The organism is Alcaligenes faecalis, assembly GCF_005311025.1.
In the GTDB taxonomy this organism is placed as follows: Bacteria; Pseudomonadota; Gammaproteobacteria; order Burkholderiales; family Burkholderiaceae_B; genus Alcaligenes; species Alcaligenes phenolicus.
In genome coordinates, this window is record NZ_CP031747.1 from 3,736,296 (window position 1) to 3,749,359 (window position 13,064).

Annotated in this window: 10 protein-coding genes and 1 tRNA gene; 5 read left to right on the forward strand and 6 right to left on the reverse strand. The window is 55.4% G+C overall.

Features of this window, described 5'->3' with window-relative positions; translation table 11 throughout:
- Nucleotides 1-212: 212 nt before the first annotated feature.
- A complete protein-coding gene (locus tag D0C27_RS17150) occupies nucleotides 213-1,790 on the forward strand; it encodes a Na/Pi cotransporter family protein (RefSeq protein WP_170978594.1) in 1,578 nt (525 codons plus the stop codon).
- Nucleotides 1,791-2,033: 243 nt separating this feature from the next.
- Nucleotides 2,034-3,122 carry an AI-2E family transporter gene (locus D0C27_RS17155; protein WP_035268966.1) on the forward strand — a complete coding sequence of 363 codons (1,089 nt, stop codon included), beginning with the start codon at nucleotides 2,034-2,036 and terminating at the stop codon, nucleotides 3,120-3,122.
- A 104-nt stretch (nucleotides 3,123-3,226) separates the two neighbouring features.
- Here the strand turns inward: D0C27_RS17155 and D0C27_RS17160 are convergent, their stop codons facing one another.
- Nucleotides 3,227-3,610, reverse strand: coding sequence for an MAPEG family protein (locus tag D0C27_RS17160; RefSeq protein WP_021446846.1), 384 nt, complete (start codon nucleotides 3,608-3,610; stop codon nucleotides 3,227-3,229).
- Between the two features lie 111 nt (nucleotides 3,611-3,721).
- On the opposite strand from D0C27_RS17160, the gene D0C27_RS17165 reads away from it, so the two are divergent.
- Nucleotides 3,722-3,797, forward strand: a tRNA-Thr gene (locus D0C27_RS17165).
- Nucleotides 3,798-4,124: 327 nt separating this feature from the next.
- Here D0C27_RS17165 and D0C27_RS17170 read toward each other — a convergent pair.
- Nucleotides 4,125-5,183 (reverse strand): DUF1176 domain-containing protein, encoded by a 1,059-nt coding sequence (locus tag D0C27_RS17170; RefSeq protein WP_170978595.1) that lies wholly within the window; start codon nucleotides 5,181-5,183, stop codon nucleotides 4,125-4,127.
- A 305-nt stretch (nucleotides 5,184-5,488) separates the two neighbouring features.
- Between D0C27_RS17170 and D0C27_RS17175 the strand changes: the two genes are divergently transcribed.
- Nucleotides 5,489-5,923, forward strand: a complete 435-nt coding sequence (locus D0C27_RS17175; protein ID WP_060186829.1) for a hypothetical protein — start codon at nucleotides 5,489-5,491, stop codon at nucleotides 5,921-5,923.
- 315 nt (nucleotides 5,924-6,238) lie between these two features.
- On the opposite strand, the gene glcF is transcribed toward D0C27_RS17175, so the two are convergent.
- The 3 genes from glcF to glcD are packed head-to-tail and all read right to left on the reverse strand — an operon-like array spanning nucleotide 6,239 to nucleotide 10,028.
- Nucleotides 6,239-7,459 carry a glycolate oxidase subunit GlcF gene (gene glcF / locus D0C27_RS17180; protein ID WP_137431370.1) on the reverse strand — a complete coding sequence of 407 codons (1,221 nt, stop codon included), beginning with the start codon at nucleotides 7,457-7,459 and terminating at the stop codon, nucleotides 6,239-6,241.
- Entirely contained in the window at nucleotides 7,444-8,529 is a 1,086-nt protein-coding gene (glcE, locus tag D0C27_RS17185; RefSeq protein WP_137431371.1) for a glycolate oxidase subunit GlcE, read from the reverse strand. Before glcE ends, glcF begins: the two co-directional genes overlap by 16 nt.
- Nucleotides 8,529-10,028, reverse strand: a complete 1,500-nt coding sequence (glcD, locus tag D0C27_RS17190) for a glycolate oxidase subunit GlcD (protein WP_035268958.1) — start codon at nucleotides 10,026-10,028, stop codon at nucleotides 8,529-8,531. The genes glcE and glcD overlap by 1 nt, the downstream gene beginning before the upstream one ends.
- A 195-nt stretch (nucleotides 10,029-10,223) precedes the next feature.
- Here glcD and glcC point away from each other — a divergent pair, with 195 nt between their 5' ends.
- Nucleotides 10,224-10,988, forward strand: a complete 765-nt coding sequence (gene glcC / locus D0C27_RS17195; RefSeq protein ID WP_051316371.1) for a transcriptional regulator GlcC — start codon at nucleotides 10,224-10,226, stop codon at nucleotides 10,986-10,988.
- 9 nt (nucleotides 10,989-10,997) lie between these two features.
- Here the strand turns inward: glcC and D0C27_RS17200 are convergent, their stop codons facing one another.
- Complete coding sequence (locus tag D0C27_RS17200) at nucleotides 10,998-12,578, reverse strand: phytoene desaturase family protein (protein WP_137431372.1); 1,581 nt, start codon at nucleotides 12,576-12,578, stop codon at nucleotides 10,998-11,000.
- Nucleotides 12,579-13,064: the final 486 nt, after the last annotated feature.

A 13,064-nucleotide genomic window follows, 5' to 3' on the forward strand; every position in this document is an offset into this window, starting at 1 on the left:
CCTCTCTTTTGCAATAGAAGCCCAAGCGCTCTTATACACAAAAAAGAGAATGACCGCTGTGTTTGCAACATACGCTTCCAGAAACGTCCAGTTTGCAACACTGAAGTATTTCACTCCATAGGCTGCGTAACTGGCGATAATGCAGCATCCTGATTTCTATCCCGCTCTGTCGCGCCGGAACCTGCCGATTATTTCGCTGCTTGCACTCTTTTATGCTTGATACTCTTTTCCCCTTTTTAGGGGGGCTTGGCCTTTTCCTGATTGGCATGATGCTGCTGTCCGAAGGACTGGTGGCTTTTGCGGGTGGTTCTCTCAAGCAGATCCTGCTGGCGTTTACCGGCAGGCCCATCAAGGCCTTTGTTTCCGGCGCCCTGATTACCGCACTGGCCCAATCCTCCACCGCCACCACCGTCACACTGATTGGTTTTGTCAGTGCGGGCCTGATCTCCTTTACACAAGCCATAGGCGTAGTCATCGGCGCCAGTCTGGGCAATACCGCTACCGGCTGGATCATCTCCGGTCTGGGGCTGAAAGTGAATCTGGGCTTTTACACCCTGCCGTTGATCGGCTTGGGTGCCCTGCTCAAACTGCTCGCCCCCGGTCGCTATAAAGAGCTGGGTCGGGCACTGGCAGGCTTTGGCACTCTGTTTCTTGGATTGGGCATGCTGCAAGACGGCATGCAAGGGCTGGCAGCCAGCTTCAGCCTGGCCCATATGCCGACAGGAGGCTATGGCGCACACTTGTTGATCATGCTGACTGGCCTGGCTCTAACCGCCGTGCTGCAATCCTCGACCGCCGCAATCGCCATGACCTTGACCGCATTGGATGCCGGTGCCGTCAGCTTTGACCAGGCCGCCGCCATTGTCGTGGGCGCCTCCATAGGCACCACCCTGACCGGCGTACTGGTTGCGATCGGTGGCACCATTTACGCCAAACGCACGGCCATCGCCTACATTCTGTTCAACGTTATTGCCGGTCTATTGGGGCTGCTGATCCTGCCCTTGTTCCTGAAAGCCATGTACGCCACAGGCTCCTATATCAACGTTCCTCCCGGTGCATTGGGACTGGCGGCCTTTCACAGCCTGTTCATCGGCCTGGGGGCTGCCTTGTGCCTGCCCTTTACCCAGCAGTTTGCTCGCTGGGTACAAGGCCTGGTACCCGATCGGGCTGCCCGCCCCCAGCACCATCTGGACGACAGCTTGCTGCAAGTACCGGCCCTGGCCCTGGAAACCACACAACGCACCCTGGAAGAGTTGGCCCAGCGCCTGCTGAACCTGTATCAGCACAGTCTGAACATGAGCCCCCCCAGCACCGCCACTGCCGACCTGCAGCAAATCGAGACAGTCCTGGATCAAGCCTACGAATTTGTATTACGCATCCCCAGCGCTGCCGATGATCCCGCCGTTGCCGCCCGTATCAGCGCGCTCTTGCACACCATTGACCACATGCAGCGCCTGCGCAGCCGGCTGCAACATCCGCCCAGCACGGACCTGCAGGACAATCGTTACCAGCAAGCCCAAACCCTGGCAACAGAGCTAAATACCCTGGCGCAGCAAGGCCTGCACGGACAAGCCCCTGGTGATTGGCTGGAGCAAGTACAAGCCAGAGCCCAGGCCCTGGCTGATTTGTTAAGCGCCGTTCGCAGTCAGCTTCTAGCCGCGCCACAAAGCCATGATGATGTCTCACGCACCTTGCGCATCACAGACACCCATCGCTGGTTCGAACGCAGCAGCCAGCATGTCTGGCGCAGCAGCTATTACTTGCAGCTGGCTCGCCAACCGGAGCAATAAGCCCCAAGCCCATGCATCAACCCGGCTGGCGCCGCTACCCGCAAGCAGGCGCCCCCAGCTTACCCTTCATACTTAAAGCAGCTTTTGGGGCTCTCCTGCCGCGCAAAACTCATATGACAAGAATATGCAAAACAAGCGTGTTTTAAAGCCCACAGAAACCCAATAAACAGATACCAAGATTCACGCTCATAGTAAGGATTCCCCCTTACAATCGGCTCAAATTCACGCTAATGGAAAAACTCCATGTCCACCCGGCCAAATCTACAATTCCATACCTTTTTGCTTTTGCTGGCCGCTGTATCCGCTGCCTTTGTCTGGATACTTCTTCCCTTTTATGGGGCCGTATTCTGGGGTGCCGTTCTGGCTATCTTGTTTACCCCTTTGCAACGCAAACTGCTGGCTAAAACCAAAGGCCGGCGGTCTCTATCTGCCCTGATCAGTTTGCTGGTCATCATTTTGATCGTCATTATTCCGGTCATCCTGATTTCCATTTCCCTGGTTCAACAAATCGCCTCTTTGTACGATTTGATGAATAGCGGTCAGCTCAATCCGGGCGCCTACCTGCAAAAAATACTGAATGCCCTGCCCCCTAGCGTGACGGATTTTGCCGCTCGTTTTGGTCTGCATGACTTTGCATCCCTGCAAGAGAAGTTCTCTGAGTTTGCCGTGCAAGGCGGCCAGTTCCTGACGAAACAAGCCCTGAACGTTGGCCAGAACACCTTCCAGTTCCTGGTCAGCCTGGGCATCATGCTGTACATGCTGTTCTTCCTGCTGCGCGATGGCGTGGAGCTGGGTCGTCATTACCGCCAGTTGATCCCACTGAGCGAAGGCCAGAAAACCCATCTGTTCCGCAAATTCACCACTGTGGTACGCGCTACCGTCAAAGGCAATATCGCTGTGGCAGCCACCCAAGGTGCGCTGGGCGGGGTCATGTTCTGGTTCCTGGACATTCAAGGCGCACTGTTCTGGGGTGTGCTGATGGCCGTGCTGTCCTTGCTGCCTGCCGTGGGCGCCTCGCTGATCTGGGCTCCGGTTGCCATCTACTTCTTTGTCTCGGGCCACTACGTTCCCGGCATCATCCTGACCGCCTTTGGTATTTTGGTAATCGGCCTGGTAGACAACCTGCTGCGCCCCCTGCTGGTGGGTAAAGACACCAAGATCCCGGACTACGTGATCCTGATCTCCACCCTGGGCGGCTTGTCGATTTTCGGCCTGAACGGCTTTGTGATTGGCCCGCTGATCGCCGCCATGTTCATTGCCTGCTGGGACCTGTTCCCTTCGGCCGTCAGCGCCCGCGTGGAAGCGGAAGAGCAAGAAAGCAACGGCAAATAAAAACAGGCCAGCTTTGCGGCTGGCCTGCCAATAGTCCAAGCAAACAATCCCAGGGCCTGTTCCATGCTTGATCAAAAGCACAGAACAGGCCCTTCTTCATTTCATCAAGTCCGCAGCACGGGCAGGAACACAATCCATATATTGACGGCCAAGGCCAGGAACCACACCAGCGAACGCAAGGTGGCCTTGTCCATTATGTACATCAGCAAATACAGCACGCGCAGCACAATCCAGGAAATCATCAGGTTTTGCACGCGCAAAGCGTCCGCCCCCGACCACAAGGCCAGCAAGACAGCCGCGTAAAAGAACGGTAAGGCCTCAAACGCATTGGCCTGCGCTGCATTGGCCCGACCACGCCAGCCCGACAGGCTGGCCAGCCACGGACGAGGCTCATGATTCGTAAAGCCCGCCCCACCGGCTTTGGCACAAATCGCCGCCAACCAAGGCAAGAAAGCCGCTACCACCAAACTGATCTTGATCCCCAGCATCATCGTCCCCTTCACAGGCTGAAAACGCCCAACATAGCACGCCGCAGCCCAAATGCGTGCGCAGAATTTACAAACCCGAAAAAAACAGGATATACTTATCGTCTTAGGTTAGCCGATGTAGCTCAGTCGGTAGAGCAGCTCATTCGTAATGAGAAGGTCGAGGGTTCGATTCCTTTCATCGGCACCAGCTAATCTAAAACCATTGAAATAAAATAATCAATAATTTAATCGAATCAATGGTTTAGCTTCCTGACATCCGAAGCAATTAATCGCCCGCTTTCAGCTATTCCACATAGACGGCCCCAAAAAGCCCCACGACTGGCCTCATGAAAATTGGCATATAGCAAGCAATGCCAAACATGCAGCGGCCATAGCAAGCCAGCCCAGAAACCGTTAGGTTTCTCCGCTCACCAACATACCATTGCCGAGCTGAGAACAAAAAAAAATAAACCCCCAGGCTCGAAAGCTGGGGGGATCAGTACTCCAAGGCCACATCGGTGACGTTTTTATAACTTCACGGCCCGACCACTTGGCTGACATGCTCCGGAATATTCCAGGCACCCCCAGCGCGAATCAGAGCACAGCGCCCGGTGTCGCCGCGTTCACTTTCAACAAAGTCGGTTCCATCCCAGACCGATGCCTCGTAACTCCAGCAATCGCCCAAACCCCGCCCCTTCATGCTGGACGAGATCATTCCATTATCGTAATCAGTGGCGCTGGTACTCACTAACACCGGAGCAGACTGCATATTGTTATTGATCACAAAATAGGCTGCCCCACCGTTATAAGCGGCTAACCAGCAAGGCGCGCCAACCAGGGAGAACTGCTGATTCAATCGTGCGATTTCCCATGGCTCGGACAGCATGTCAGCACTACAGGATTGCTCTTCATCAGCGGCAAGTACCTTCAACAGCACAGGCCTTATCAGGGCGTCCTCTTGCGCTGTCATGGGGCGCAAGCTTTTATCCACTACCGGGGCACGGTTGATGACTGGCGCAGCAATAGGTGCCTTGACCGTAGACTCGCTGCCCTTCCCCTTACGCAGAATAGCCCCCGGCGTATTGACACGTCCTTGAACGTCATCCATTTTCAACAAGACGGCACTTGAACCAGCCCCCGAGAATGCATAAGTGCTGCCATTCCCACGAAAGGAAATTACGGCGTCTTTTTTCAAGGCTGCCAAAAACTGGGCTAACTGCGCCTCACTCATTTGCCAAGACTCGTCACCCGCAACACTCAGTGAACCGGCTTTACGGCCCGCAATAACAAGTTCTGGCAATGAGTCTTTTGGCCACTCGGGATCGTCGTAGTGTGCAAGCATGACTCTATTTGCCACCGGCTCTCCACTGCCCGCTTTACGCGTCAATAACACCGTTGAACCCAGCTCCTCACCATCAGCCGCATAACCGGCAGCGCGGCAGGCTAGCGTGTTATCGCAACGTAGATCCCAATCTTTATGAGAAAACGTCACTGGCGCCGCATTAGCCGCTGCACCTCCGATACAAAGCACTAGCGATATGGCGGCTGTTCGTACTAAAAAAAACGCACTGTGATCTTGTTTTTGCCCGCTCATTTTCTCTCCTCCCTAAAGTGTTATCTGGATACACAGCACATATTACGTCGCGGCAAGGCTAAATGCGTTTTCCCAAGCCCATGTCAGAAAACCACATTAAACGTCTGACCGCGTGCGTTCGTGACATTATTCTGTTCAATCGCCTCTTGCAAGGCATGGTGCTATCTAGCTAAGCCACAGGCACCTGGCTCACCCTGTTTCCGTTTGTGCTCGTATCAATCCTCTGTATAGAATGCAGACGAAAAAACATGCAATGTCCATTAAACGATAGATAATCAAACCTCATCCACGTCGAGTAAATTCTGATGCGCAAATATCTGAACCCTATTGCAGTTGGCTTGCTCAGTCTCCTCGCCGTTGCCAGCCATGCGGCTTCTCCGGACTTTTCCGTCACGACTGAAGATCTTAAAAAGCTGCGCTCGACCTCCGTCATGCCGCGCGAAGCGAATCCCTCGGCAGCCACACCCAAAGATCCGGCCAAGGACTCGGAGTTCAGCAGAAACTTCCAGAAGGCGATGAACAATGAGGAAAAGGCTCGCCAAGCAGCACGAGAACAGCAACTGGAGCGCAACCGCCTGCCCCAGCTTGAGCAGAATAGAAACCCGGCCAATCGCTTCGGCCCGCCCAACAACAAGAAAGAAAATATGGGAATTTATTTTGATGCCGACGGCACCGCGGCTACCTCTTGCCGAGAGGACGAGCTAGGAAAGACTCGTTGCAAGGTACGTGAGCTGAAGTAGCCCCCCCAGTCCAAGCCTGTAATTCGCACGCTACTTTCAGGGGCAAGCCTTGATTGCGTGTCATGGTTGATAGACTAGCCAGAGGTATAAGCCTAGATACGCATCCAGGGCGGTGACAACAAGCTCATCCGCTATCGCGCTCGTGCCGAATATAAGCACGTAGAACTGAAGACCATTACAGGTCAGAACAGCGTGTCTATGCCATGGTTTTCCTGTATCTTGGATTCAAACGAACAGAGGGGGCATTCGCCCCCTCTATGCTGTTTGGTCTAACTGGAAGCCCGTACGAACATAAGCACTGACGGACCAACGAACTCAGCTCAAAAACTCATCCACCAACTCAATCCAATGCTTGACCGCAGTCCGACCCGCTCCATTCAAATGATTCCCGCAGGCCATATTGGCCGTGACAATCAGGTCAGGCTTGCTGCTTTCCAGCGCATCCATCTTGCGATCCCGCAGGCGTCCTGCGATCTCGGGCTGAGTCAATGAATAGGTGCCCGCCGAACCGCAGCACAAATGGCTATCCGGCACCGCGCCCAGATCAAAACCCAGGCGAGTCAACACGGCCTCAACTCGCCCCCCCAGTTTTTGCGCATGCTGCAAAGTACACGGACAATGGAAAGCCAGGCGTGGACGGGTTTGCGTGTTCAGGCATTCTTCCAAAGGCTGCTCTTCCAGCACTTCGACCAGATCCTTGGCCAGTTCACTGACGCGGCGAGCGCGCTCGGCGTAGGCCGGATCGTTCCTGAACAGGTCCACGTACTCTTTCACAAAAGCGCCGCAACCGCTGGAGGTCTGCACAATCGCCACAGCTCCCTGCTCGATCTGCGGCCACCAGGCGTCGATATTGCGACGCGCCTGCTCCAGGCCCTGTTCTTGCGCACCCAAGTGAAAAGACGAAGCGCCACAGCAGCCTGCCTGAGCGATGGGCGTCACGCTGATGCCCAAGCGATCCAACACCCGGGCCGTCGCAGCATTAATGGAAGGCGCCATGGCTGGCTGAACACAGCCTTCCAGCATCAGGACACGCTTGCTGTGCCGCTGTGCGGGTCGTGTCAAATCCGCATTTTGCTTGGGCGGGATTTTTTCCTGTAAAGAAGATGGCAGCAAGGGACGCATGGTTCGCGCTACCCCCAGCAAGGCACTGACTCGAGCAGGCTCTGGCAGAATCTGCGTCAGTGCGACTCGCATGGCACGGTCCTTCAAGGGACGCTTTACTTTGGGCTCCAGTGCGGCCCGACCTATATCCAGCAAGTTGTGATACTTCACCCCCGAAGGACAGGTGGTTTCACAATTGCGGCAGCTCAGGCAACGATCCAGGTGATGCTGGGTCAGCTCCGAGGTCGCTTTGCCTTCCAGGAACATCTTGATCAGGTATATCCGGCCACGGGGGCCGTCCAGCTCGTTGCCCTGGTCCAGATAAGTCGGACAGGTGGCATTGCAAAACCCACAATGCACACAGGAGCGCAAAATAGCTTCAGCTTGCTCGGCTTGCGGTAGTTGCTGAGCCCATGGTGTCAGTTGTGTTTGCATGTGGACTCCGCCGAAGGAAAGAGACGACCTGGATTAAAAATGGCAGCAGGATCCAGCTGTTGTTTCAAACGCTGATGCCATATCAACAAGGACTCGGGCAAGACATCCTGCCCTGCACCTGATCCGGACCAGCAACGGGCATGCCCTTTCAAAGCTTGAGCCTGCGCGTGAATCTGCTCGGCAGCAGCATCGGACTTCAGCCACAGCTGTGTCCCACCCCAATCCACCAGAACCTGGCCGGGCCATGTGTGCACTGGGGCATCGACTGGCAAGGCGATCCGCCACAAGGTGCCGGGTTGCTTGAAGAACTCCAGGCGCTGCTCGCACAAATCGTCCCAATAGGACAAGTCCAAAGCCTCCCCACCGATTTGCTCTTGAGCCAATTGCACCGAGCTGTCGCCACCTTCCAGACGCAAATGCAAACGTCCGTCCTGCCAAGCTGCGCCCGTAATGGGACGGCTTTGGTCACGCCAACTGCGTAATAAACCGGCGATTTCCTGCTGGGCTACCTCCAGAACCAGGCTGGCACGGCTACGTGGGCGAGGCAAGACTTTGAAAGACACCTCGGTAATCACACCCAAAGAACCCTGTGCGCCGACCATCAGTCGCGATACGTCATAACCAGCGACGTTCTTCATGACCTGGCCTCCAAAACGCATATGTGTGCCCATGCCACTGATCAAACGGCAGCCCAGTACATAATCTCGTAATGAGCCCACCCAGGGACGACGCGGTCCCGACAGACCACAGGCGGTGGCTCCACCAACAGTGGCGCGGCCATCAAACAGAGGCGGCTCAAAAGGCAGGCATTGGCCTTGCTCGTTCAAGATCGTTTCCAGCGCTTGCACGGAAGTCCCGGCACGCACCGTGACGACCAATTCCGCCGGATCGTAATCGACCACCCCATCATGGCCTGCCAGGCTCAGCTCTTGCCCCTGCACGGCTTTGCCTAAAAAAGCTTTGGTATTGCCGCCTTGCAAACGCAAGGGGGTTTTAGTGGCCAAGGCTTGCTGGACCTGCTCCAGCAATTCAGCGCTGCGATCCTGATTTTTATGTTCTACGGTACTCATCAGAAACGCTCCAACTCTGGGAAAGGCAATTGCCCGTGATGGATGTGCATGCCGCCCATTTCTGCACAGCGATGCAAAGTGGGAATGTTCTTGCCGGGATTCAGCATGGTTTTGGGATCAAAGGCAGCTTTAATCGCATGGAAAAACTGCAGCTCGTCTTCATTGAACTGCACACACATCTGATTGATTTTTTCTCTGCCTACGCCGTGCTCGCCCGTAATTGTGCCGCCGACTTCCACACACAATTCCAGAATCTTGCCGCCCAAGGCTTCGGCTCGCTCCAGCTCGCCAGGTTGATTGGCATCGAACAGAATCAGCGGGTGCATATTGCCATCGCCTGCATGAAACACGTTGGCGACACGCAGGCCGTACTCTTCGGAAAGCTCCGCAGTTTTCTTCAGCACATAAGCCAACTGACGACGCGGAATGGTGCCGTCCATGCAGTAATAGTCGGGAGAAATCCGGCCTACAGCGGGAAAGGCGTTTTTACGACCGGCCCAGAAGCGTTGTCGCTCCTGCTCGTCCCGCGCAACCCGCACTTCTTGCGCGCCGGCCTTGAAAAGAACCTGCTCAACACGAGCCACATCGTCCTGCACGTCTTCCAAAGCGCCATCAATCTCGCAAAGCAAGATCGCTTGTGCATCAACGGGATAGCCAGCGTGGATAAAGTCCTCGGCTGCGCGGATGGACATTTGATCCATCATCTCCAGCCCTGCCGGCACAATGCCTTGGGCAATAATCTGCGCCACGGCATCAGCTGCTTTTTCCACTTCGTCAAAGCTGGCCAGCAGCACTACCGTACAGGGGGGACGTGCCAGCAACTTGACAGTAATTTCCGTGACTACCCCCAGCATTCCTTCGGAACCCGTAAACAGGGCCATCAAATCAAAGCCGGGCGTATCCAGAGCTTCGGAGCCCAAAATCAATCGTTCGCCTGTGACGGTAATCACTTCCAGGCGCAGGATATTGTGTACGGTCAGACCATATTTCAGGCAGTGCACACCGCCCGCGTTTTCCGCTACGTTGCCACCAATTGAACAGGCAATCTGCGAAGACGGGTCCGGCGCGTAATACAAGCCAAAGGGTTGGGCCGCCTGAGAGATCGCGATATTACGCACGCCGGGCTGAACGCGAGCAATACCGGCTACAGGGTCCAGATCCAGAATCTGGTTCAAGCGCGCCATCACCAGCAAAATACCCTGCTCCAAAGGCATGGCACCGCCCGACAAGCCGGTACCCGCACCACGGGCCACCACCGGCACGCCGACTTCGTGAGCCAAGCGCATCACGGCCTGAACCTGCTCCACATTACGGGGCAAAACGACCAGCAAGGGTTTGGCGCGATAAACACTCAGTCCATCACACTCGTAAGGATGCAGTTGCTCATCAGTGTGCAGCACATCCAGGCCGGGAATATCATCACGCAAACGGCTAAGCAGCTGCATCCTGTCCACGCGGGGCAGCACACCGTCCAGTTTTTCGTCGTAGCGCAAGCTCATGACGCCTCCTGTCTTTTAAAGTCTCCTGAAACGGATGGTCTTTGATGCGGGCTGGCTTGTCCAGCCGTCAGGCTACTGGTCCGACCAGTTTTTACCCTAAGAGAGTATTAGGGTTTATCTTTATACTTATAAATCAGACAGATAGATAATCAGCTTGTTATCATTTCCACAGGTATAAAACTGGTCTGACCACGAATGAAAATGCAGGAACCCAAGCGTTTGGAAGTCACCGCCGAGCTGGTCGCCCAACGCATCGAAACTTTTATTATGGATGGCGTCCTGAAACCGGGACAAGTCCTGCCCTCCGAGCGGCAACTGACGCAAAGGCTGGCGGTGTCCCGATCGGCCCTGCGCGAAGGGCTACAAATCCTGCGCGTGCGCGGCTTGATTGAAACCCGGCATGGCAAAGGTTCCTTTGTCGCCAACCTCATTGATTCAGCCGTCAGCAAGCCGCTGGAGCACCTGCTTCAAGCGCAAGGGCGCACTCTATATGACTTGCTGGAAGTGCGTGAACTGCTGGAAAGCGAGGCGGCTCAACTAGCCGCCTCCAGGGGGACGGAAGCCGATCACATCATGATACGACGACGCTTTCAGGAACTGGAGGATCTGCAAATGCAGGATGCAGCGCCTGAACAGGTTGCGCGGGCAGATCATGCTTTTCATGCGGCAATCTGTGAGGCCTCGCACAACCCGGTGCTGGTACATATGATCAGCCTGTTCAACGATTTGATGTTATCTACGGTGCGCGTGTCCGTGCAGCACCTGTATCCCGACCATGACTCCAAACGCAGGTTGGACAGACAACATGCGCGTTTATGCAATGCCGTCACGCAAGGCCAAGCTGACTTGGCCCGACGCGCCGCCAAAGAACATATCGATGGGATACGACGACAACTACAGGAGATGGAGGCCAAACAGCTGCGCCTGGAACATGCCCGGCAACGTCTGAATGGCCTTTAGTTCTTTGACTTACTTCGCCAACAGATTGGCCAGCATATAACCTGATCCGGCCCCCGTCCCTGCACCGGGCCAGGTCGAGGCGCCGCACAAATACAGATCCTTGATCGGCGTTTTGTATTTGGAGTAACCGGCCACTGGACGGAAGAAGAAGTTCTGATCTAGATGGTGGCTGCCCGAGAGGTTATCACCGCCAATCAAGTTCGCATTGAACTGCTCCAGATCCTGGGGCGACATGATATGGCGGGCTAGGATCTTGCTACGCAGGCCCGGCGCATAACTTTCAAGCAGATCCAGGACGCGCTCTGCATATGCATCCTTAAGCTGCGACCAATCGCCAGCGGCAATCTTGCCAGAAGCGTCGCCTTTGACTTGGGCGGGCAGCACACGCACTTGAATCCACAAAGTATGTTTCCCCTCCGGGGCGCGCGAAGGATCCAGTGCTGTACCTTGTCCAACCACAAGAACTGGCTCGGCAGGCAATAAACCTGCAGCTGCTTCGGCATAGACGCGGCTCATCATGGCCATATCGGGTGCCAGATGGACGTAGGAGAAACGCTGCAGCTCGGTGCCAGCTGTCCAATCAGGCAAGCCATCCAGAGCCAAATGGATCATCATGGTGCCCAATCCGGGGCGGAAGGCATCGACTTTCTTCTGATAATCTTTGGGAACGGTAGCAGACTGCACCAGACGACCAAAGACGAGCTGAGGATTCAGATTCGCGATGACCGCCTTGCGTGCCTTCAAGCGGCGACCATCGGCCAAAACAACACCACTGGCGCGACCATTCTCTTGTTCAATTGTCTGCACGGGGGCATTCAACAGCAGCTCACCGCCCAACTCCTGCAGCAAGCTCGTCATGGCACGGATAATCGTGTCAGCACCGCCCTGCCCGATCACCATGCCGAAGGCTTGGTTGGCCATGGACTCCAGATAAGGAAACAAGGCACCGCCTGCTGTGTCTGGTGTGAAATCCACATGCAGCCCCCAGGCTGCCATCATGGCTTTCACTGAGTCGCTCTCGAAATGGCGGTCCAGAAAGTCACGAGGCGTCGCCAGCAGCAATTGCATCAGCTCTGCAACGCCATCCTTGCCCAGCTCCCGCCAGCTCTTCCAGGCGCTTTTCATCAGGCCCCACGAAGGCATAGGGCTACCGAGCACAGCAAACAGATGGGGAGCCTTGCTCTGGAAGTCATCTAGCATGGCTTGCCAAGCCTGAGCGTCCTTCTCAGAAACAGCTCGAATACGCTTTAAGGTCGTTTCCAGGTCTGTACTGACGCCCAAATAACTTTGATCCCGGAACACGCTGGCAAAGCAATGCTCTGCAGGGACGAATGCCAAGCCATGGCGAGCCAAAGCTTCTTTATGGCGCTGGAAGAACGCAGAGCCTGCGAAGGAGGACAAGTTCATGGCGCACACATCATGCTTGAAGCCTGGCAAGGTCAACTCCTGAGTGCTGACCGCACCACCTGCCGAGCTTTTGGCTTCCACAACCTGAACTTTCCAGCCTTTACTGGCCAGTTCAACCGCTGCTGCCAAGCCGTTGTGCCCTGCCCCAACCACAATCGCGTCTACTACTGTCTCTGCACCCACGGGCAACTCCTTTAGCTCTAAAGTATTTACCCGTATTCTACGGCGCAAAGAGAAAACTGAGTAGGAATTTCAGGAGGATCAGGGGGGACGAATACAGGCAGTGACTAAGTACGCTACAGCCCTAAGCTAAGGAGACAGATGTTGGCAGTTGCAGGCGCCAATCTTGGTAGACAAAGCTGATTGGTGCGAAAAGCTCAGCTGCTAATGCTACAAGCGCGAAGAGTAGAGCGGCCACTCTGCAGCGATGATCCAGCCACGTTGTCTGCAACTAAAGCATTAAACGCGCTATGCGCACCAATCATAGAGCAGGCCTCCCCTCATGTCGATCAGAGTCACTACCCGGGGCAATCAGCAGCAGCAGCAGCAGCAGCAGCAGCAGCAGCAGACGAAGAAGAAGAAGAAGAAGAAGAAGAAGAAGAAGGAGAAGAAGTGGTCTGTCGCCGCGTCTCAACAACAAACAGTCGGCACAGCAAGAGTGGAGCGACC